This is a genomic window from Modestobacter versicolor (assembly GCF_041028285.1).
Classification (GTDB): domain Bacteria; phylum Actinomycetota; class Actinomycetes; order Mycobacteriales; family Geodermatophilaceae; genus Modestobacter; species Modestobacter versicolor_A.
In genome coordinates, this window is sequence record NZ_JABGDB010000001.1 from 467,508 (window position 1) to 486,624 (window position 19,117).

Genomic DNA, 19,117 nt, shown 5'->3' on the forward strand with positions numbered 1-19,117 from the left:
GCGTCATGACGAGCGCCGACGCCCCCATCGGGATCTTCGACTCCGGGGTCGGTGGGCTCACCGTGGCCCGGGCCGTCCTCGACCAGCTGCCGACCGAGTCGATCCGCTACGTCGGCGACACGGCGCACAGCCCCTACGGCCCGCTGCCGATCGCCGAGGTCCGGCGGCACTCGCTGGCGGTGATGGACGACCTGGTCGCCGCCGGGGTGAAGATGCTGGTCATCGCCTGCAACTCGGCCAGCGCCGCCTGCCTCGGCGACGCCCGGGAGCGCTACGACGTCCCGGTGGTCGAGGTGGTGCTGCCCGCGGTCCGCCGCGCGACCGCCGCCACCCGCAACGGCCGGGTCGGCGTCATCGGCACCCAGGCCACCATCACCAGCGGTGCCTACGAGGACATGTTCGCCGCCGCCCCGCAGCTCACCGTCACCAGCGCCGCCTGCCCCAGCTTCGTCGACTTCGTCGAACGCGGGGTCACCAGCGGCCGGCAGCTGGTCGGGCTCGCGCAGTCCTACCTCGACCCGCTGCTGGCGGCCGACGTCGACACGGTCGTGCTGGGCTGCACGCACTACCCGCTGCTCACCGGTGTGCTGTCGCTCGTCCTGGGCGACGAGGTGACCCTGGTGTCCAGCGCGGAGGAGACGGCCAAGGACGTGTACCGGGTGCTCACCCGCACCGACCTGCTGCGCGACCCCGGGTCACCGCCGCCGGTGCACGCGTTCCTGGCCACCGGCGACCCGGAGCCGTTCGCCCGGCTCGGCCGCCGGTTCCTCGGCCCCGAGGTCGACGTCGTCACCCGCACCGGGGCGGCCGCGTGGAGCTGACCGTCGTCGGGTGCGCCGGCAGCGCCCCCGGCCCGCTCTCACCCGCCTCCTGCTACCTGGTGCGGCACGACGAGTTCACCCTCGTGCTGGACCTGGGCAACGGCTCGTTCGGGGCGCTGCAGTCCCTCGTGGACCCGGTCGACGTCGACGCCGTCTACCTCAGCCACCTGCACGCCGACCACTGCCTGGACGCCGCGCCGTTCGTGGTCTGGCACCGCTACTCGGGCCGCTCCGACGGGCGGTCGGTGCCGCTGTACGCCCCGGTCGGCGCCGACCGGCGGCTGGCGACGGCCTACGACCCCGACGGCGGGCCCATCGACGACGTCTTCGACATCACCCCGATCGGCCCGGGCAGCTGGCGGCTCGGGCCGTTCGAGGTGACGACGGCGCGGACCGCCCACCCGGTGGAGTGCTACGCCGTGCGGCTGACCGCCGGTGGCCGGTCGCTGGTCTACACCGGCGACACCGGGCCGAGCGCAGCCGTGGTCGAGCTCGCCCGCGGCGCCGACCTGCTGCTCGCCGAGGCCGCCTACGCCGAGGGGCCCGACCTGCCGCCGGGGCTGCACCTGACCGGCCGGCAGGCGGGCGAGCACGCTGCCGCGGCCGGGGTGGGGCGGCTGCTGATCACGCACGTGCCGTCGTGGGTGGACGCCGACGCCCAGCTCGCCGCGGCCCGCACCGTGTTCCCGGCCAGCGAGCTCGCCCGGCACGCCGCCGTCTACCCCGTCTAGGCCCGGCGTGGATCAGGTGACCTGATCCCAGGTGCTCCTGGCTCACCATGCGCGCTGAGCCAGGAGCACATGCGGTGAGCCAGGACGGGTTGCCGCGAGCTGCCACGGCGGGCACGGTGGCGCGGTGGCCACCGAGCACGAGGAACGGGACGGCGTCCGGCTGAGCAGCCTGGACTCACCGCTGGGCGACGGCCTGGAGGTGACCAAGCGCCAGCTGGTCGACCACCTCGACGCCTTCGCCGACCGGCTGGTGCCGCTGCTGGCCGGCCGGCCGCTGACCATCAAGCGGGTGCGGCCCGGCGCCGACCCGTTCATCCAGCGCGACGTGCCGAAGGGCGCGCCGGACTGGGTGCGCACCGTGGCCACCTGGTCCGACCGTGCCCGGCGTGAGGTGCACCAGGTGCTCTGCGACGACCGGCGCACCCTGCTGTGGCTGGGCAACCAGCGCGCGGTGGAGTTCCACGTGCCGTTCAGCCGGGTGGACGACGAGCACCCGACCGGGCTCGTGCTCGACCTCGACCCGCCGGACGGCGCGGACTTCGACGTCGTGGTGCGGACCGCGCAGCTGTGCCGGCAGGCGCTGGCCGACGCCGGCCTGACCGCGGCGGTGAAGACCAGCGGTTCCTCCGGCGTGCACGTCGTCGTCCCGGTGCACGGCTCGCCGGCCGAGGACGTCGCCGCGGCGACCCGGGCGCTGGCCGCACGCGCGGAACGGCTGGACCCCGAGCTCGCCACCACCCAGTACGTCGTCGCGGAGCGCGGCGACCGGGTGTTCGTCGACTCGACCCGGTCCGGCCGCGGCACCATCGCCGCCGCGTACAGCCCCCGCGTCCGCCCCGGGCTGCCGGTCTCCGCACCCGTGGGCTGGGACGGGCTCGCGGGCGTGCGCCCCGGCGACGTCACCGTCCGCACGGCCGCCGACCGGTACGGCGACACCGACCCGTGGGCGGCCTCGCTGCCCGAGCCCCAGCTTCTGCCGGCCGACCTGGTCGCCGAGGGCCACACCATCCCGATCGCCCGGGTGGCGGCGATGCACGAGGGCAAGCGCCGGGCGCGGGCGAAGGCCGCCGCGAGCGGGGACTGAGCCCCACCGGCCGCGGGCGGACCCCCCGGGAGGGCCCGCCCGCGGCGGGGGCAAGTCCTCAGGCGGTCTGCACCTCGCGGCCGTCCTCGCCCCACATGGTGTGGAACGAGCCCTCCTTGTCGGTGCGCCGGTAGGTGTGCGCGCCGAAGAGGTCGCGCAGCCCCTGGATCAGCGCGGCCGGCAGCCGGTCCGCCCGCAGGCCGTCGTAGTAGGCCAGCGCGCTGGCGAAGCCGGGCGCGGGCACACCGTGCCGGGCCGCGCCGGCGACGACCTGCCGCCAACCCTCCTGGCCCTCGCTCACCGCACCGCGGAAGTAGTCGTTGGTGAGCAGCGTGGTGACGTCGGGCTCGTCGGTGAACACCTGCGCGATCCGATCGAGGAACTTGGCCCGGATGATGCAGCCGCCCCGCCAGATCCGGGCCAGCGCCGCCCGGTCGATGTCCCAGCCGTACTGGTCGGCGCCCTGGGTGATCTGGTCGAACCCCTGGGCGTAGGCGACCACCTTCGACGCGTACAGCGCCTGGCGCACGGACTCGATGAAGGCGTCCCGGTCGGCGACCTGCTCGTCCCACTCCCGGCCCGGGCCCGGCAGCACCGCCTGTCCGGCGCTGCGCTGCTCGCGGTGGCCGGACAGCGCGCGGGCGAAGACGGCCTCGGCGATGCCGCTGACCGGCACGCCCAGGTCCAGCGCCGACTGCACGGTCCAGCGGCCGGTGCCCTTCTGCTCGGCCTCGTCCACCACGACGTCGACGAACGGCTTCCCCGTCTCGGCGTCGGTGTGCCGCAGCACCTGGGCGGTGATCTCGATGAGGTAGCTCTCCAGGTCGCCCTCGTTCCAGCCGGCGAAGACGTCACCGATCTCGGCAGGGGTGAGGCCGAGCCCCTGCCGCAGCAGGTCGTAGGCCTCGGCGATGAGCTGCATGTCGGCGTACTCGATGCCGTTGTGCACCATCTTCACGAAGTGCCCGGCGCCGCTGGCCCCGACGTGGGTGCAGCACGGCTCCCCGTCGACGACGGCGGCGATCGACTCCAGCAGCGGGCCGACCAGCTCGTAGGCCTCCTTCGAGCCGCCGGGCATGATGCTCGGCCCGTTGAGCGCGCCCTCCTCGCCCCCGCTGATGCCGGTGCCGACGAAGTGCAGGCCCTGGGCGGTGAGGGCCTCGGTGCGGCGGATGGTGTCGCTGAACCGCGCGTTGCCGCCGTCCATCAGCACGTCGCCCTCCTCGAGGAGGGGGGCGATCTCGTCGATGACGGCGTCGGTGGCCGGGCCGGCCTGCACCATGATGATGATCTTGCGAGGGCGCTGCAGGGCGCCGACGAACTCCGCCACCGAGCCGGTCGGCACGAAGTCGCCCTCGCTGCCGTGCTGCTCGACGAGGGTGTCGGTACGGGCCCGGCTGCGGTTGTGCAGCACGACCTGGTGCCCGTGCCGGGCGAGGTTGCGGGCGAGGTTGGCGCCCATGACGGCGAGTCCGGTGACGCCGATCTGATCACTCATGCGGCTGACCCTGCCGCATCGCCCCCGGCCGGTGCCAGGCCCTGGGGGTCCCAGGTCCGTCCTCGGCTAGGAGAGACCGAGGTCCCGGCGGAGCTTGGCGACGTGGCCGGTGGCCTTGACGTTGTAGGCGGCCTTCTCGACCGTGCCCTCGGCGTCGATGACGAACGTCGAGCGGATGACCCCGACCACCTCCTTGCCGTACAGCTTCTTCGGGCCGTAGGCGCCGTAGGCGGACAGCACCTGCTTCTCCGGGTCGGCCAGCAGGGTGATCGCCAGCTCCTCCTCCTCGCGGAAGCGGTGCAGCTTCTCGGGGGAGTCGGGGGAGATGCCGACGATGTCCAGCCCGGCCTCGGCCAGGTCGCCCGCGGCGGCGGTGAAGTCGACGGCCTGGGTGGTGCAGCCGGGGGTCAGCGCGGCGGGGTAGCAGTAGACGATCACCCGGCGGCCGCGGTAGTCGGACAGCGACACGGAGCTGCCGTCGGCGTCCGGGAGGGTGAACTCCGGCGCAGGGTCACCGGCGGCGAGGCGGACGGGAGCGACGTCGGTCTCGGTCATGCGCGCATCCTCCCGCACCGGGGCGGTGCTCACCCAATCCGGTCGCCCGTCCGGAGGACCGGTCGGGCTCCGGACGCCGGTCAGCCCGCCAGGAAGGTGAAGCGCACGTGCCGGGACGGGTTGTCGACGTTGGTGTCGACGAAGCAGATCCGCTGCCAGGTGCCCAGCGTCAGCCGGCCCTCCAGCACCGGGACGGAGGCGTGCGGCGGCACGAACGCCGGCAGCACGTGGTCCCGGCCGTGCCCGGCGGCGCCGTGCCGGTGCCGCCAGCGGTCGTCCCGGGGGAGCAGCACGTCGAGCTGGGCGAGCAGGTCGTCGTCGCTGCCGGCGCCGGTCTCGATGATCGCGATGCCCGCCGTGGCGTGGGGCACGAACACCTGGAGCAGCCCGTCGCCCTCGTCGCGGACGAACTCCGCGCACTCGTCGGTGAGGTCGACGATCGAGGGCACGCCCCCGGTCCGGACGGCACGGAGCTCGGAGCGCATGCGCCCACGATGGCATCCGGCGCGCCCGGGCGCTGGCTACCATCGCGCGGTGTCCCGCTCCGGAGCCGACCTGGCGCTGCTCCTGCTGGGCGGGTTCCGCTCGCTGGTCGACGCCGCGCAGGCCGAGCTGGCCAGGCGCGGTTACGAGGACGTGCGGCCGGTGCACGACTTCGCCCTGCGCGCCATCGCGGCGGGGGCCGACAGCGCCTCCGAGCTGGGCCGCCGGATGTCGGTCTCGAAGCAGGCGGCGGCCAAGACGATCGCCGTCCTGCAGGAGCGCGGCTACGTCGGCCGGGAGGCGGACCCCGCCGACGCCCGCCGCAAGCGGCTGCAGGTGACCGGGCGCGGCCAGGCGCTGCTCCGGGAGGGCGAGGCGGTGTTCGACGAGCTGCGCGAGCGGTGGGCCCAGCAGCTCGGCGCCGACGAGCTCGGCCGGCTCGAGGCACAGCTCACCGCCCTGGTCGGCAGTGACCCGGTGCGCCTGGACCAGCCGGGCTGGGTCGCCGGCCAGGACCTCGGCGACCCGCCCCAGGCCTGACTCGCGGGGCGGGGGAGCCGGGCGGGGGCCGGGCGTCAGCCCCCGACCGGGAGCTCCTGCAGCCAGGTGCGCCAGGCCGGCTCCTCGCGCTGCACGAAGGCGGCCGCGTCGGGGGAGAAGAGGTACGCCCGGACGCCGGCCATCGCCGTCCCCTCGCCCTGGTCGAACACGAAGACGCTGAGCATCCCGGGCACCGGGGCGGTGAGCCGGACCATGGCCTGGTCCTCGCCGGCCCGCTCGACCGTGCCGGTGGCGCCGCACACCTCGACCGCCGCGCCGACCTCGCCCAGCCCGAGCGCCTCGGACATCGCCGACCAGAGCTCCTTCGCGTCGGCGGAGCGGGTGACGGTGGCCTCCAGGTGCGTGGCCGCCTGGCCGGGGAAGTGCGTCAGGTAGAGGCGCAGGTTGTCGGAGAACGACATCCAGCCCGGGCCCATCTCGGCCCACCACTCCGACTCCCAGTCGGCGCCGGTGCCGAAGCCGCTGCTGGTGACCCGGACGACGCAGGTGCCACCGGACCGCGCCTCGACCAGGAACTCCGACGTGAGCGGGCTCAACGCCTCCGGGTCCTTGCCCATGAGGGCGGCCCAGTCCTCCTCGTAGGCGAGGCGGCGCGGCGGGTCCCAGCCGGTGACCCGCCCGTCCGAGCCCATTCCCGGGCCCATCGAGAAGTGCAGCGACCCGCCCTCGTGCTCCTCCAGCTCGGTCGGCAGGAACCAGGCGCTCAGGCCCTGGGCGGTCGCGACGGCCTGCCAGACCTGCTCCGGGGTGCCCGGCACCTCGACGCTGAAATCCAGCCGGTACGGGACGGTCGTGGTCGTGCTCATGGCGTCTCCTCGGGAAGGGGGTGGGCGGCGATGACGAGCCGGTGCATGCGCCCGTCGTCGTGGTGGTGCCGGGCGGCCAGGTCGAGCACCGCGGCGGTCAGCTCGTCGGCGAAGGCGGCCCGGTCGGCGGCCGACCGGAAGCCGATCCGGGTGTCGATGGTCAGCGTCGGCAGGCGCGTGCCGGACGCGCCGGCCCGGCGGACCAGCGAGCCGACCTCGCGGACCAGCCGGCCGGCCAGCGCGACGAGGTAGCCCGCGGACAGGTGGTCCGCGTTCGCGCCCGGGTCGGCCGCGGACGGGCTGACGGCGGCCGGGGACACGACGTAGGACGCCGCCGACGCCTGCAGCACCCGCTCGGTGAGGCCCCCGTGGCGGCGCTCCTCGGCCAGCTCCACCAGGCCGTGCGCCTCGAGCGCCCGGAGGTGGTAGTTCACCTTCTGGCGCGTGGTGCCGACCCGGGCGGCGAGCCCGGCGGCGGAGGCGGGGACGGCCAGCTCGGCGAGCAGCCGGGCCCGCACCGGGTCCAGCGCGGTGGCGGCGGCCTGCGCGTCCTCGATGACCTCGACGTCCTGCATGACGCCACGCTGACATTGACAGATTTCCTTGTCAAGGCCTCGGCGAGCGGACGGCCACCGGCCCGGGGCGGGGGCGTCAGTACCCTCGGTCCACGTGACCCGCCCCGACGGCCGCTCGGCCGACCAGCTCCGCCCGGTGACCATCACCCGCAACTGGCTCGACCACGCCGAGGGCTCGGTGCTGGTGGAGTTCGGCCGCACCCGCGTGCTGTGCGCGGCCAGCGTCACCGAGGGCGTGCCGCGCTGGCGCCGCGGCTCGGGCCTGGGCTGGGTCACCGCCGAGTACTCGATGCTCCCGCGGGCCACCCACACCCGCAGCGACCGGGAGTCGGTCAAGGGCAGGATCGGCGGGCGCACCCACGAGATCAGCCGGCTCATCGGCCGGTCGCTGCGCGCCAGCATCGACCTCTCGGCGCTGGGCGAGAACAGCATCGCGCTGGACTGCGACGTCCTGCAGGCCGACGGCGGCACCCGCACCGCGGCGATCACCGGCGCCTACGTCGCCCTGGCCGACGCCGTCGGGTTCCTCGGCGAGCGCGGCAAGCTGGCCAAGGCCACCCCGCTGCCGAACTCGGTGGCCGCGGTGAGCGTCGGGGTCATCGACGGCGAGCCCCGGCTGGACCTCGCCTACGAGGAGGACGTCACGGCCGGCACCGACATGAACGTGGTGTGCACCGGCGACGGCGGCTTCGTGGAGGTGCAGGGGACCGCGGAGGGCGCCGTCTTCGACCGGGCCACCCTCGACCAGCTGCTCGACCTCGCCGTCGCCGGGTGCGCCGAGCTCACCGCGCTGCAGCAGCAGGCTCTGGCCGCATGAGCCGGCTGCTGCTCGCCACCCGCAACGCCGGCAAGCTGGCCGAGCTGCAGCGGCTGCTGGCCACCGCCGTCCCCGGGGTCGAGGTGCTCGGCCTGCGCGACGTCGCCGAGTACCCCGAGGCGCCCGAGACCGGTGCGACGTTCGAGGAGAACGCGCTGCTCAAGGCCCGGGAGGCGGTCCGGCACACGGGCCTGCCCGCGGTGGCCGACGACTCCGGGATCACCGTCGACGCGCTCAACGGGATGCCGGGCATCCTGTCGGCGCGCTGGTCCGGCCGGCACGGGGACGACGACGCGAACACCGCGCTGCTGCTCGGTCAGCTCGCCGACGTCCCGGACGAGCGGCGCGGCGCCGCGTTCGTCTGCGCCGCGGCCCTGGTCACCCCGGACGGCGACGAGCGGGTGCTGCGGGCCGAGTGGCGCGGTGCGGTGGTCCGGGAGGGGCGCGGCACCAACGGCTTCGGCTACGACCCGGTGTTCGTGCCCGCCGGCCTGGACCGCACCTCGGCCGAGCTGTCACCGGCCGAGAAGGACGCGATCAGCCACCGCGGACAGGCGTTCGCCGCGCTGCTGCCGGTCATCGCCGAGGTGCTCGGCTGACCGCTCAGCGGCCGGCGCTCCAGTGCGTGAACCACAGCGCGAAGGCCGCCAGCAGCGGGTGGAAGGCCAGCACCAGGAACGCGGCGAGCACCCGGTCGGTGCGCCAGTAGTTGCGCAGCCGGACGCCGGGGGACCAGCCGCGGGACCGGCCGCCGTCCAGCGCGCGCTGGCCGACCGCGGCCTCCTCCTCCGCGGTGAGCGGGCGGGAGTGCGCGGCCTGCCACGCCTCGACCCGGGCCCAGCCGGGGGCGAAGCCGCAGCCCAGGGCGAGCACCGCGGCGCCGCCGAGCAGCGGGAGCAGGGCGCCGGGCTGCAGCACGACCAGCCCGGCGCCCGCGGCGCCGGCCGCGAACCCGGCCACGGTGACCGCGCCGAGGCAGAACACCAGGCCGAAGGTGGTCATCAGGATCAGGTAGCCGGGCAGCAGCACGTCGTGCAGCGACTGCCCGGTGACGAGCATGACTGCGGTCTCCACGACGAGCACGGCCGCCGACAGGCCCAGCACCCGGCGCATCGGCAGCCGCGGGGGCGTGACCCCGGAGACGGCCAGCCGCATCCGGGCCTCGGCGAAGCTCTCCGCCTCGGCGGGGGAGGCGCCGGGGCGCAGCTGGGACAGCGGGTTCGCGGCGGTCACGGCTGGTCCTCCTCGGGGGCGCGGCGCACCGGGGGCGGCGGCACGGTGGCGGGGTCGATCAGCCGGACGACGTCGGCCGCCGGTTGGACGGGGTCCGGCGCCGAGGTGCGGACCGGTGCCGCTGCGACGGGCGCGGCGGGCGGCTCCTCGAGGCCGGCCGACTCGTCGACCTGCACGTGGCTGGAGAGGCCGTGGTCAGTCTTCTCCCAGTAGAACGGGTTGACCACCAGCTGCCAGAGCGCCTTGTAGGAGGCGATCGAGTGCAGCAGCCAGTAGACCGGCGAGAACAGCGCGAAGGGCACCAGCCCGTAGGTGCGGCGCTTGAAGCCGGCCAGCAGCGACAGGTAGATGATCACGCCGTTGCCGAGCAGCAGGTTCGCCAGGCTGACGTGCACCAGCCACTCGGGCAGCACCGGCACCAGCGCGCCGGGCCACACCAGCTGGACGACGAACAGCGCGTAGAGCCACGGCGCGGCCAGGAACATCAGCGGGGTCCCGCCGATGAGCAGGGCGAAGCCGGCGGTCTGCCGGGGGCCGACGCTGCGCAGCAGCCGCCACGGGTGGCGGGTGTGCACGAGCACCGTCTGCATGTAGCCCTTGATCCAGCGGCTGCGCTGCCGGATCCAGTTGCCGACGGCCATGTTGGCCTCTTCGTACGTCGTGGAGTTCACCACGGCGACGCGGTGCCCCTGGGCCGAGGCGCGGATGCCCAGGTCGGCGTCCTCGGTGACGTTGTAGGGGTCCCAGCCGCCGAGGTCGCGGAGCATGTCGGTGCGGAAGTGGTTGCTCGTGCCGCCCAGCGGGATGGGCAGCCGCATCTTGTCCAGGCCGGCCAGGGTGTAGTCGAACCAGGAGGAGTACTCCAGGGTGAACATCCGGGTCAGCAGGTTCTCCCGGGCGTTGAAGTAGTTCAGCGCGGCCTGCACGCAGACCAGGTCGTCCCCGCCCTTGCGGAAGGCGATGAGCGCCTTCTTCAGCTGGTCGGCGTCCGGGCGGTCCTCGGCGTCGTAGATGACCACGTACTCGCCGCGGGCGAAGGTCAGCCCCACGTTGCAGGCGCGCGGCTTGGTCTTGGGCAGCGAGTGCGGGACGACGACGATGCGGACCAGGTCCGGCGGCGCGGCGGCCAGCGCGGCCGTCAGCGTCTCGGGGTCGTCCTCCTCCAGCAGGAGCAGGATCTCCAGCTTCTCGCGCGGGTAGTCGAGGTCGGCGAGGTTGCGCATCAGCAGGCCGACGATGCCGGCCTCCTTGTAGACCGGGACGAGGATCGTGTAGACGGGCAGGTCGGCGTCCTCGAGCGCGGCGACCTCGGCGGCGGTGACCTGCTCGACGGTCTCCCAGGCGGTGCCGACGGTGCTGATCAGCGCCTTGGTGCCGACGGCGAGGGCCACGGCGACGTTCACCGTCGCCACCAGCACGACCATGGTCAGCGAGAAGTCGAGCACCAGCCCGGTGACGGTGGCGACGAGCAGCCCGATCGCAGCGGCGACCTGCGGCCAGACGAACACGGTGGACGCCGACTCCTCGGGGCGGCGCTCGGCCAGGGACTTGACGGCGTCGTGCACCAGCTCGTCGCGCCACACGGTGCGCAGCGCGCGCTGGACGTCCCAGTCGGTGGTGACGACCTGGCGCACCCGGGGGATGCCGGTGCGCTGCACGACCTCCTCGGCGATGTGCGCCGACGGGCGGCCGGCGGTGGCGACGACGACCTGCGGCAGGCCGTCGCCGTCCTCCTCGACGCGCAGCGGCACCCAGGTCTCCCGGGCGAGCATCGCGGCGGGGAAGCGCCGGGCCAGCTCCTCGTCGACCTCGACCGGGTCGACGAAGGCGAGGTCGGCGCCCCACACCTCGGCGAGGGCCACGTACAGCTGGCGGCGGGTGACCATGCCGCGGGCCAGGACGACGGCCCCGAGCGGCGCGCCCACCCGTCGGTGCTGGTCGAGTGCTTCCTGGAGCTGTTCCCGGGTGAGGGCGCCCTGCTCCACCAGCACGTCACCGAGTCGTTCCGGGGCAGCGTGCCGGCCGCGGCCACGGCGGGGTGCCGGACCGGAGGCGGCGCCGCTCGGCGCGAAGACTGTCACCGTGCAGTGGTCGGCAGTCCGGCACCCGGGCTGTGGTCGCCGCGACCCGGGCTCACCCCTCGGGGGTGGTCGACCCGATCGGGCGACGGGGGGTGCGCGGACCGGCCGGCGACCCGCACCGGCGGGCGTGCGCCGTCCGTGGCTACCGTCCGGGGAGCGGCCGCGCCGGGCGACCGGGGAGCGGAGGTGCCCGATGGCCGACCTGGAGGCGCTGCGCCGGTTCGGGCTGGTGCTGGAGATGGCCGAGGCGGCGGGCGACGGGGACTGGGCGGCCTGGCTGTCGGTGTTCGGTCCGCTGGACGTGGACACCCGGGCCGACGTCGTCCGCCAGTCGTCGCTGGTGATCGCCATGCTCTGCGAGCGCGAGGCGGAGCGGCGGGGCGTGACCCGGGACCAGTTCATGGCCCAGTTCCGGGCCGAGGCGATGCAGGGCTGGGCCGACGAGGACGCCGTCTGACCCCGGCGTGACCCGACCCGGCGTGAGCGGGCCCCGGGCTGGGCACTGCAGCGCCGTGCAGGTCTTCGTGGACGGCGTCCGCCAGCTCCGGTTCGACGACGGGACGCCGGTCACCGCCGCGTCGGCGATCGCGCCGCTCGGCGACGGGTGGCTGGTCGCGCAGGACGACGCCACGTCCGCGGCGTGGCGCCGGCCCGCCTCCACCACGCCGGTCCGGCTCTTCCCCCCGGTGGACGGCCTCGACCGGTTCAGCGAGCGGGCCGGCACCAAGCACCTCAAGCCCGACGTCGAGGTGGCGTGCCCGGCCGAGGTCGACGGGGCGCCCGCCGTCCTGCTCCTGGGTTCGGGCTCGACGGCGCGGCGGATGCGTGCGGCGCTGGTGGTGCTGGACGACGACGGACGGCCGGTGGTGCACCAGGCCCAGCTCGGCCCGGTGTACGCCCGGGTCGCTGCGGCCCTGCAGGTGCCGCTGGACCAGCTGAACCTGGAGGGGGCCAGCCGGCACCACGGCACGGTGCGCTGGTTCCAGCGCGGCAACCTGGCCGCGGGGCTGCCCTCGGCCAGCGTCGAGCTGTCCCTGGACGCGCTGGTCGCCGCCGTCCTCGGTCGGGCTCCGGTCGAGGACGTCGACGTGCGCCGGCCGCTGGTCCACGAGCTGGGCGAGGTCGAAGGGGTCGGTCTGGCGGTCACCGACGCGGTGGCGCTGCCGGACGGCCGGCTGCTGCTCAGCGCGGCGGCCGAGGACACCCCGAACGCGGTCGACGACGGTCCGGTGGTCGCCACCGCGCTCGCCCTCGTCGACGGGGACGACGTGGTGGCCGTCGTGCCGGTGCCCGAGGTGGCCGGCCGGGTGCACAAGCTGGAGGGACTGGGCCTGGTCGACGTCCGGGACGGCGTGCTCCGCCTGCTGGCGGTGGTGGACGACGACGACCCGGACGTGCCGTCGGCCGAGCTCGACCTGCGCGTCGTCCTGGGCTGACCCCGGGGCTCAGGCGGTCGCGCGGCCCTCGAAGAGGTGCCCCGCCGGCCGCGGCACGCCCTCCTCGTACCGGGTGGTCAGCTCGACCACCGTCAGGGGCGAGGCGGCCAAGAGCCCCGCGACGTCGGTGTCCAGCGAGCAGCCGGCCAGCACCCGGTTGACCGGGTTCCCGCGGCGCTGCCACCGGCGCACGCCGGGGTCGGGTGACAGGCCGTGCTCGACGAGGTGCAGCGCGCCGCCGGGCCGGAGCACCCGGGCGACCTCGGTGAGCGCGCGGCCGGCGTCGGGCAGCCCGCAGAGCACGAAGGTGCACAGCACCGCGTCGAAGCGGTCGTCGGGGAGCAGCAGCTGCTGGGCGTCGTCCCCCGCGACGACGACCGGGACGGCGGCGGCGTCCTGCCGGGCGCGGGAGAGCCGCAGCGCGGTGGCCGACGGCTCGACCGCCCAGACGCCGGTGACCGCCGGCGGCAGGTGGGGCAGGTTCAGCCCGGACCCGAAGCCGATCTCCAGCACGTCGCCGGCCAGCCCGGCGCACACCCGGTCGCGCAGCACGCCGAAGGTGGCGGTGCCGAGCTGCCGGTCGTGCAGCCGCGGGCGCAGGTGGCGGCTGTAGAGGCCCATGCCCGGCACGGTCCTCCGGGCGACCCGGCGCCGCAAGGACCGGCCGCGTGCGGGAGAGGGGAGTCGAACCCCTACGCCCGAAGGCACCAGATCCTAAGTCTGGCGTGGCTGCCGTTACACCACTCCCGCGTGGTCCCGGAGTCTAGGAGCACCCGGTCGGGTGGCCCGGGGAGCACTGACCGGGCCGTCCGGCACACGATCTGGCAGGCTGTCGCCCGTGCCGCGCAGCCCCGAGCAGATCCAGCAGGAGATCGACGCCGCCCGTGAGTCGTTGGCGGCCACGTTGGACGACCTGGCGTTCCGGACCAGCCCCCAGCGTCTGAAGGCCCAGGGCGTGGCGAAGGCCCAGGCGTTCCTGCAGAGCCCGCCCGGGATCGCCGTCGTCAGCGGCGTCGGGCTGCTGGTGACCTTCGTCGTCACCCGGAAGATCGTGAAGGCCGTCCGCAGGCGTTGATCCGGAGGCGCACACTCAGGTGGTGCGCCATCCGCAGCCAGACCCGGTCGGCCCCGGTCAGGAGTCAGTCTGGGACTACCCCCGCCCGCCGTCCGCCGCAGTGACCGGACGCCGGGTCGAGGTCAGCCTCGGCGGCCGCGTGATCGCCGCCACCCATCGCGCCGTCCGGGTGTGCGAGACCAGCCACCCGCCGGTCTTCTACGTGCCCCGGGACGACGTCGCGCCCGGCGTCCTGGAGCGCGCGGTCGGCTCGTCGTGGTGCGAGTTCAAGGGCACGGCCACCTACTGGGACGTCGTCGTCGACGGGGTCCGCCACTCCTCGGTGGCCTGGTCCTACGAGCGGCCCACCGCCGGGTACGAGCTGCTGCGCGGTGCGCTGGCGTTCTACCCGAGCCGGGTGGACGGCGCGACGGTCGACGGCGAGCCGGTGCGTGCGCAGGCGGGGGACTTCTACGGCGGCTGGATCACCGCCGACGTGGTCGGGCCGTTCAAGGGCGAGGCCGGCACCCGCGGCTGGTGACAGATGTACCCCCGGGGGGTATGTTGGGCGTCATGACGGGCTACGCCGGCAACAAGGACCAGGTCCTCGCACGCCTCAAGCGGGTGGAGGGGCAGGTCCGGGGCATCGCGCGGATGGTCGAGGACGACACGTACTGCATCGACGTCCTCACCCAGGTCTCCGCGGCCACCAAGGCCCTGCAGGCGGTCGCCCTCGGCCTGCTCGACGACCACCTCGGCCACTGCGTCCGGGACGCGGTCGCCAGCAGCGCCACCGACGACGGGGCGGCCGCCGACGCCAAGATCGCCGAGGCCTCGGCCGCGATCGCCCGGCTCGTCCGCTCCTGACCGCCCGACCCACCCCGATCCCGCTCGACCCCTGGAGGACCACCGTGCCCACCCTCGACTTCACCGTGACCGGCATGACCTGCCAGCACTGCGTCGCCTCCGTCACCGAGGAGGTCTCCGAGCTGCCCGGCGTCAGCGAGGTCGACGTCGACCTGGCCGCGGGCCGGCTGCACGTGGTCGGCGACGTGACCGCCGAGCAGGTGCAGGCCGCCGTGTCCGAGGCCGGCAGCTACACCGCGCAGCCGGCATGAGCGCCGGGCCCTCCGCGGCCCGTCCGGCGGTGGGGGCCCCGGACGAGCTGGCCGGCGAGGTCCGGCTCGACATCGCCGGGATGACCTGCGCCAGCTGCGCGAACCGGATCGAGCGCAAGCTCAACAAGCTCGACGGCGTGCAGGCCAGCGTCAACTACGCGACCGAGGCGGCCACCGTCCGGTTCGACCCGGTGCGGGTCGACACCGACCGGCTGCTGGAGACCGTCGCCGCCGCCGGCTACCAAGCCGCCCTCCCGGCGCCGCCGGTCGAGGAGGCGGGCCCGACCACCGGCGACCCGCTGCCCGTCGACCCGGACGCCGCGCTCCGCCAGCGCCTGCTGGTGAGCGCCGCGCTGACCCTGCCGGTGCTCGTGCTGTCGATGGTCCCGGCGCTGCAGTTCGACGACTGGCAGTGGCTGGTGCTCGCCCTGGCCGCCCCGGTCGCGGTCTGGGGCGCATGGCCGTTCCACCGCGCCGCCGTGGTCAACGCCCGGCACGGCGCCAGCACGATGGACACGCTGGTCTCGATCGGGATCACCGCGGCGTTCCTGTGGTCGCTGTGGGCGCTGTTCCTCGGCGACGCCGGCATGACCGGCATGCGGATGTCCTTCGAGCTCGTCCCCGAGCGGGGCAGCGGGCACGACGAGATCTACCTCGAGGTGGCCTCCGCGGTCACCGTCTTCCTGCTGGCCGGCCGGTACGCCGAGGCCCGGGCCAAGCGCCGCTCCGGCTCCGCGCTGACCGCGCTGCTGGAGCTGGGCGCCCGGGACGCCGCGGTGCTGCGGGACGGCGTCGAGGTGAGGGTGCCGGTCGGCCGGCTCGCGATCGGTGACCGGTTCGTCGTCCGGCCGGGGGAGAAGGTGGCCACCGACGGCGTCGTCGTCAGCGGCACCTCCGCGGTCGACGCGTCGATGCTCACCGGCGAGAGCGTGCCGGTCGAGGTCGCCGCGGGTGACCGGGTCACCGGGGCGACGGTCAACGTCGGCGGCCGGCTGGTGGTCGAGGCGACCCGCGTGGGGGAGGCGACGACGCTGGCCCAGCTCGGCCGGCTGGTCACCGCCGCGCAGAGCGGCAAGGCCCCGGTGCAGCGGCTGGCCGACCGGGTGTCGGCGGTCTTCGTGCCCGTGGTCCTCGTGATCGCCGTCGCCACCCTGGTCGGCTGGCTGGTGACCACCGGCGACGTGACGGCGGCCTTCACCGCCGCGGTCGCCGTCCTGGTCATCGCCTGCCCGTGCGCGCTGGGGCTCGCCACCCCGACGGCGCTGCTCGTCGGCACCGGCCGCGGCGCGCAGCTCGGCGTGCTGATCAAGGGCCCCGAGGTGCTGGAGAGCACCCGCCGGGTCGACACCGTGCTGCTGGACAAGACCGGCACGGTCACCACCGGCCGGATGAGCCTGCTCGAGGTCGCCGGCCACCCGGACACCCTGCGGCTGGCGGCCGCCGTGGAGGCCGGCTCCGAGCACCCGATCGCGACGGCGATCGTCGCCGCGGCCGGCACCCCGCTCGCCCCGGTCGAGGACTTCAGCAGCCGGCCCGGCATGGGCGTCAGCGGCCGCGTCGAGGGCCACGACCTGGTCATCGGCTGCCGCGGCGAGCTGCCGCCGCTGCCCGCCGACCTGGCCGCCGTGGTCGAGGCCGCCGAGGCGGCCGGCCGCACCGCGGTGCAGGTCGCCTGGGACGGCGAGGTGCGCGGCGTGCTCGTCGTCGCCGACACCGTGAAGCCGACCAGCGCCGCCGCCATCGGCCGGCTGCGCGCGCTGGGGCTCTCCCCGGTGCTGGTGACCGGTGACAACGCCGGTGCCGCCGCCGCAGTGGCCCGGGCGGTCGGCCTGGACCCCGACCGCGGCGAGGTGGTCGCCGGCGTGCTCCCGGCCGGCAAGGTCGACGTCGTCCGCGAGCTGCAGGCCCGCGGCAAGGTGGTCGCCATGGTCGGGGACGGCGTGAACGACGCGCCGGCGCTGGCCCAGGCCGACCTGGGCCTGGCGATGGGGTCGGGCACCGACGTGGCGATCGAGGCCAGCGACCTGACCCTGGTGCGGGCCGACCTGGACGCCGCGGTCGACGCGGTCCGGCTGTCCCGGCGCACGCTCGCGGTGATCAAGGGCAACCTGTTCTGGGCGTTCGCCTACAACGTCGCCCTGGTGCCGCTGGCCGCGCTGGGGTTCCTCAACCCGGTGCTCGCCGGGCTGGCGATGGCGGCGTCCTCGGTGCTGGTGGTCACCAACAGCCTGCGGCTGCGCCGGTTCCGCTCCGCGGCCTGAGCCGGTCCCGCTCCGCCGTCCGAGCCCGGGCCGCCCTGCGGGTCGGGCTCAGGCGGCGGAGCGGCGGGCGATGAGCGGCAGCACGATCTCGGCGAGCACCTCGTCGGCGAACTCGACCGACACCGCCTCGCCGCCGAACAGCCAGCGCTGCAGGATCGGTGCGCTGGCCGTGGAGGCGACGGCGGTGCCCATCACGGGGCGCTGCACCTCGCCGCGGGTCTCCGCCCGGACCCACACCTCGCGGAACACCGCGCTCCACACGCCCATCGGGCCGCTGCGGAACGCCTCGCGCAGCTCGGGCTCGTGCGGCATCGCCGACAGCAGCGACAGGGTGGCCGCGCCGAGCGGGCCGTTCACCGCGCCGACCAGCCAGTGCAGCAGCACCCGCAGGTCGCCCTCGAGCGAGCCGGTGTCCGGCACCTCGACCGACACCGAGCTCAGCTCGGCGACCGCGTCGGCCACGAGCTCGGACTTGGTGCGCCAGCGGCGGTAGATCGTCGCCTTGCCGACGCCGGCCGCCGCGGCGACGGCGTCCATGGTCAGCCCGGCGTAGCCGGACTCGGCCAGCACCTTCAGGATCGCCGCCCGGATCGCCCCGTCGCGGGACGGGTCCCGGGGGCGGCCGCCTCGACCGGGTCGCGTGCCGTCGGCGGGCGGAAGGTGAGGCACACCTCAACTGTAGCCGAGTTGATCATTCAACTGAACGCGTCGGCCCGTGTCGGAGGCCACCAACTGGGACGACCGTCCCACTGCTCGCCGGGCCGCCTCCCGCGCGCCTGCGTGAGGGGTTGCCTACGGTCGGTCATCCTGCAGACGTGAACGGTCCTGTCGACGTCGTGCGTCCCTCGTGGGACACCCCGCAGCGTGCCCGCCGGCTGCTGCTGGCCAGCTCGCTCAGCCACGTGCTGCCGAGCATCTCCCGGGTGGCCGGTGCGATGGGACTGCGGATCGGCACCGCGCCGGGGCTGCTCGACATCGTCGACGACGACGGTGGCCGGCGGATCGACCGGCTGCTGCAGCGGCTGGCCCGGGAGCTGACCGCGGCCGAGACCGAGGCGGTGCGCATCACCGCCGACCCGCCCGCGGACGGCGTGGCGCTGGCCACCCGCCTGCTCACCGCGCCCTCGCTGGCCGTCGAGCTCGCCCGCCGTGGCGTGACGGTGGAGATGTCGCTGCTCACCGACGCCGTGCTCTGGCCGGTCTACCAGCCGATCATGTCGCTGACCTCCGGCGGGATGGTGGGCCACGAGGCGCTGCTGCGCGGCCGGGTCGACGGCCGCGAGGTCGGCGGCGGCGACCTGTTCTTCCTCGCCGAGCGGGCCGGTTGGCTGCGCCGGCTGGACCGGCTGGCCCGGGAAGCTGCCATCGCCGGCGCCGCCGGCTGGCTGGGCAGCGCCGACCTCTACGTGAACTCCGACCCCGCCGCGATCCACCGGCCCTCGGTCTGCCTGGCCACCACCGAGCGGGCCGTGCACGACAGCGGCATCGACCCCCGCCAGCTCGTCTTCGAGGTCGTCGCCTCGCACGCCGTCACCGACCGGGGCCACCTGCTCTCGGTGCTCGAGCACCACCGCTCGCTGGGCTGGCGGGTCGCGCTGGACGACGTCGGCGTGGGCTGGTCGAGCCTGGCGCTGGTCTCCGTCGTCCGGCCCGACGTGGTCAAGCTCAGCAAGGCGCTCGTCGCGCGGCTGGCCGAACCGGGCCCGCAGGCGATCGCCCGGGCGCTCTGCGAGCTCACCCACCTGCAGGGCGGGGTGGTCGTGGCCGAGGGCGTCGAGTCCGAGCAGATGGCCGACCAGGCGCGGTCCGTCGGCGCCGACCTCGGGCAGGGCTGGCTGTTCGGCCGGCCGGTGCGCCCCGAGCCGGAGTCCGAGCCCGAACTCGTCCTCGCCTGACCCGCCGCCGTCCGCCGTCCGCGCGTGGTGGGTGCCCCCGGGATCAGGTGACCTGATCAAAGACCGTCTTCCCGCACCGACGTTGCTGCGGGAGGACGGCGTTTGATC

The 19,117-nt window shown here is 75.1% G+C and carries 23 protein-coding genes and 1 tRNA gene; 14 read left to right on the plus strand and 10 right to left on the minus strand.

Features of this window, described 5'->3' with window-relative positions; genetic code table 11:
* Window positions 1-5 precede the first annotated feature (5 nt).
* The 3 genes from murI to HL054_RS02430 all read left to right on the plus strand — a co-directional run bounded on the left by murI (window position 6) and on the right by HL054_RS02430 (window position 2,636).
* Window positions 6-821, plus strand: a complete 816-nt coding sequence (murI, locus tag HL054_RS02420; protein ID WP_369137103.1) for a glutamate racemase — start codon at window positions 6-8, stop codon at window positions 819-821.
* Window positions 812-1,552 (plus strand): MBL fold metallo-hydrolase, encoded by a 741-nt coding sequence (locus HL054_RS02425; protein ID WP_369137104.1) that lies wholly within the window; start codon window positions 812-814, stop codon window positions 1,550-1,552. The genes murI and HL054_RS02425 overlap by 10 nt, the downstream gene beginning before the upstream one ends.
* A gap of 124 nt (window positions 1,553-1,676) precedes the next feature.
* On the plus strand, window positions 1,677-2,636 hold the full coding sequence (locus tag HL054_RS02430) for a DNA polymerase domain-containing protein (RefSeq protein ID WP_369137105.1): 960 nt from the start codon (window positions 1,677-1,679) through the stop codon (window positions 2,634-2,636).
* Window positions 2,637-2,694: 58 nt separating this feature from the next.
* On the opposite strand, the gene gndA is transcribed toward HL054_RS02430, so the two are convergent.
* The 3 genes from gndA to HL054_RS02445 all read right to left on the minus strand — a co-directional run bounded on the left by gndA (window position 2,695) and on the right by HL054_RS02445 (window position 5,174).
* The gene (gene gndA, locus HL054_RS02435; protein WP_369137106.1) at window positions 2,695-4,134 is read right to left on the minus strand and encodes an NADP-dependent phosphogluconate dehydrogenase; all 1,440 of its coding nucleotides are present in this window, start codon (window positions 4,132-4,134) and stop codon (window positions 2,695-2,697) included.
* A 66-nt stretch (window positions 4,135-4,200) separates the two neighbouring features.
* Window positions 4,201-4,689: a thioredoxin-dependent thiol peroxidase gene (bcp, locus tag HL054_RS02440; protein WP_369137107.1), complete on the minus strand. Its 489-nt coding sequence runs from the start codon at window positions 4,687-4,689 to the stop codon at window positions 4,201-4,203.
* 80 nt (window positions 4,690-4,769) lie between these two features.
* Window positions 4,770-5,174 carry a YjbQ family protein gene (locus HL054_RS02445; protein ID WP_369137108.1) on the minus strand — a complete coding sequence of 135 codons (405 nt, stop codon included), beginning with the start codon at window positions 5,172-5,174 and terminating at the stop codon, window positions 4,770-4,772.
* 49 nt (window positions 5,175-5,223) lie between these two features.
* Between HL054_RS02445 and HL054_RS02450 the strand changes: the two genes are divergently transcribed.
* Window positions 5,224-5,712, plus strand: a complete 489-nt coding sequence (locus HL054_RS02450) for a MarR family winged helix-turn-helix transcriptional regulator (RefSeq protein WP_369137109.1) — start codon at window positions 5,224-5,226, stop codon at window positions 5,710-5,712.
* A gap of 35 nt (window positions 5,713-5,747) precedes the next feature.
* Here the strand turns inward: HL054_RS02450 and HL054_RS02455 are convergent, their stop codons facing one another.
* Together HL054_RS02455 and HL054_RS02460 are read right to left on the minus strand one after the other, a co-directional pair.
* Window positions 5,748-6,539, minus strand: a complete 792-nt coding sequence (locus HL054_RS02455; protein WP_369137110.1) for an SRPBCC family protein — start codon at window positions 6,537-6,539, stop codon at window positions 5,748-5,750.
* On the minus strand, window positions 6,536-7,114 hold the full coding sequence (locus HL054_RS02460; RefSeq protein WP_369137112.1) for an ArsR/SmtB family transcription factor: 579 nt from the start codon (window positions 7,112-7,114) through the stop codon (window positions 6,536-6,538). The genes HL054_RS02455 and HL054_RS02460 overlap by 4 nt, the downstream gene beginning before the upstream one ends.
* Window positions 7,115-7,208: 94 nt before the next feature.
* On the opposite strand from HL054_RS02460, the gene rph reads away from it, so the two are divergent.
* Both rph and rdgB read left to right on the plus strand, forming a co-directional pair.
* Window positions 7,209-7,931 (plus strand): ribonuclease PH, encoded by a 723-nt coding sequence (gene rph, locus HL054_RS02465; RefSeq protein WP_369137113.1) that lies wholly within the window; start codon window positions 7,209-7,211, stop codon window positions 7,929-7,931.
* Window positions 7,928-8,530: an RdgB/HAM1 family non-canonical purine NTP pyrophosphatase gene (gene rdgB, locus HL054_RS02470; protein WP_369137114.1), complete on the plus strand. Its 603-nt coding sequence runs from the start codon at window positions 7,928-7,930 to the stop codon at window positions 8,528-8,530. The genes rph and rdgB overlap by 4 nt, the downstream gene beginning before the upstream one ends.
* A 4-nt stretch (window positions 8,531-8,534) precedes the next feature.
* Here rdgB and HL054_RS02475 read toward each other — a convergent pair whose 3' ends face one another.
* Window positions 8,535-9,164, minus strand: a complete 630-nt coding sequence (locus HL054_RS02475) for a hypothetical protein (protein ID WP_369137115.1) — start codon at window positions 9,162-9,164, stop codon at window positions 8,535-8,537.
* Window positions 9,161-11,245, minus strand: coding sequence for a glycosyltransferase family 2 protein (locus tag HL054_RS02480; RefSeq protein ID WP_369137116.1), 2,085 nt, complete (start codon window positions 11,243-11,245; stop codon window positions 9,161-9,163). The genes HL054_RS02475 and HL054_RS02480 overlap by 4 nt, the downstream gene beginning before the upstream one ends.
* A gap of 193 nt (window positions 11,246-11,438) precedes the next feature.
* On the opposite strand from HL054_RS02480, the gene HL054_RS02485 reads away from it, so the two are divergent.
* Window positions 11,439-11,702 carry a hypothetical protein gene (locus HL054_RS02485; protein ID WP_369137117.1) on the plus strand — a complete coding sequence of 88 codons (264 nt, stop codon included), beginning with the start codon at window positions 11,439-11,441 and terminating at the stop codon, window positions 11,700-11,702.
* A gap of 55 nt (window positions 11,703-11,757) precedes the next feature.
* A complete protein-coding gene (locus tag HL054_RS02490; protein WP_369137118.1) occupies window positions 11,758-12,681 on the plus strand; it encodes a DUF6910 family protein in 924 nt (307 codons plus the stop codon).
* 9 nt (window positions 12,682-12,690) lie between these two features.
* Here the strand turns inward: HL054_RS02490 and HL054_RS02495 are convergent, their stop codons facing one another.
* Entirely contained in the window at window positions 12,691-13,302 is a 612-nt protein-coding gene (locus HL054_RS02495; RefSeq protein ID WP_369137120.1) for a class I SAM-dependent methyltransferase, read from the minus strand.
* 48 nt (window positions 13,303-13,350) lie between these two features.
* Window positions 13,351-13,431, minus strand: a tRNA-Leu gene (locus tag HL054_RS02500).
* A gap of 88 nt (window positions 13,432-13,519) precedes the next feature.
* Between HL054_RS02500 and HL054_RS02505 the strand changes: the two genes are divergently transcribed.
* The 5 genes from HL054_RS02505 to HL054_RS02525 all read left to right on the plus strand — a co-directional run bounded on the left by HL054_RS02505 (window position 13,520) and on the right by HL054_RS02525 (window position 17,114).
* Window positions 13,520-13,756, plus strand: a complete 237-nt coding sequence (locus tag HL054_RS02505) for a DUF3618 domain-containing protein (protein WP_369137121.1) — start codon at window positions 13,520-13,522, stop codon at window positions 13,754-13,756.
* Window positions 13,757-13,856: 100 nt separating this feature from the next.
* On the plus strand, window positions 13,857-14,276 hold the full coding sequence (locus HL054_RS02510; protein ID WP_369137123.1) for a DUF427 domain-containing protein: 420 nt from the start codon (window positions 13,857-13,859) through the stop codon (window positions 14,274-14,276).
* Between the two features lie 32 nt (window positions 14,277-14,308).
* Complete coding sequence (locus HL054_RS02515) at window positions 14,309-14,602, plus strand: metal-sensitive transcriptional regulator (RefSeq protein WP_369137125.1); 294 nt, start codon at window positions 14,309-14,311, stop codon at window positions 14,600-14,602.
* Window positions 14,603-14,646: 44 nt separating this feature from the next.
* The gene (locus HL054_RS02520) at window positions 14,647-14,853 is read left to right on the plus strand and encodes a heavy-metal-associated domain-containing protein (protein WP_369137127.1); all 207 of its coding nucleotides are present in this window, start codon (window positions 14,647-14,649) and stop codon (window positions 14,851-14,853) included.
* Window positions 14,850-17,114 (plus strand): heavy metal translocating P-type ATPase, encoded by a 2,265-nt coding sequence (locus HL054_RS02525; RefSeq protein WP_369137128.1) that lies wholly within the window; start codon window positions 14,850-14,852, stop codon window positions 17,112-17,114. The genes HL054_RS02520 and HL054_RS02525 overlap by 4 nt, the downstream gene beginning before the upstream one ends.
* Window positions 17,115-17,162: 48 nt before the next feature.
* Here the strand turns inward: HL054_RS02525 and HL054_RS02530 are convergent, their stop codons facing one another.
* Window positions 17,163-17,783 carry a TetR-like C-terminal domain-containing protein gene (locus HL054_RS02530; RefSeq protein ID WP_369137129.1) on the minus strand — a complete coding sequence of 207 codons (621 nt, stop codon included), beginning with the start codon at window positions 17,781-17,783 and terminating at the stop codon, window positions 17,163-17,165.
* 146 nt (window positions 17,784-17,929) lie between these two features.
* Here HL054_RS02530 and HL054_RS02535 point away from each other — a divergent pair, with 146 nt between their 5' ends.
* Entirely contained in the window at window positions 17,930-19,009 is a 1,080-nt protein-coding gene (locus HL054_RS02535) for an EAL domain-containing protein (RefSeq protein WP_369137130.1), read from the plus strand.
* Window positions 19,010-19,117: the final 108 nt, after the last annotated feature.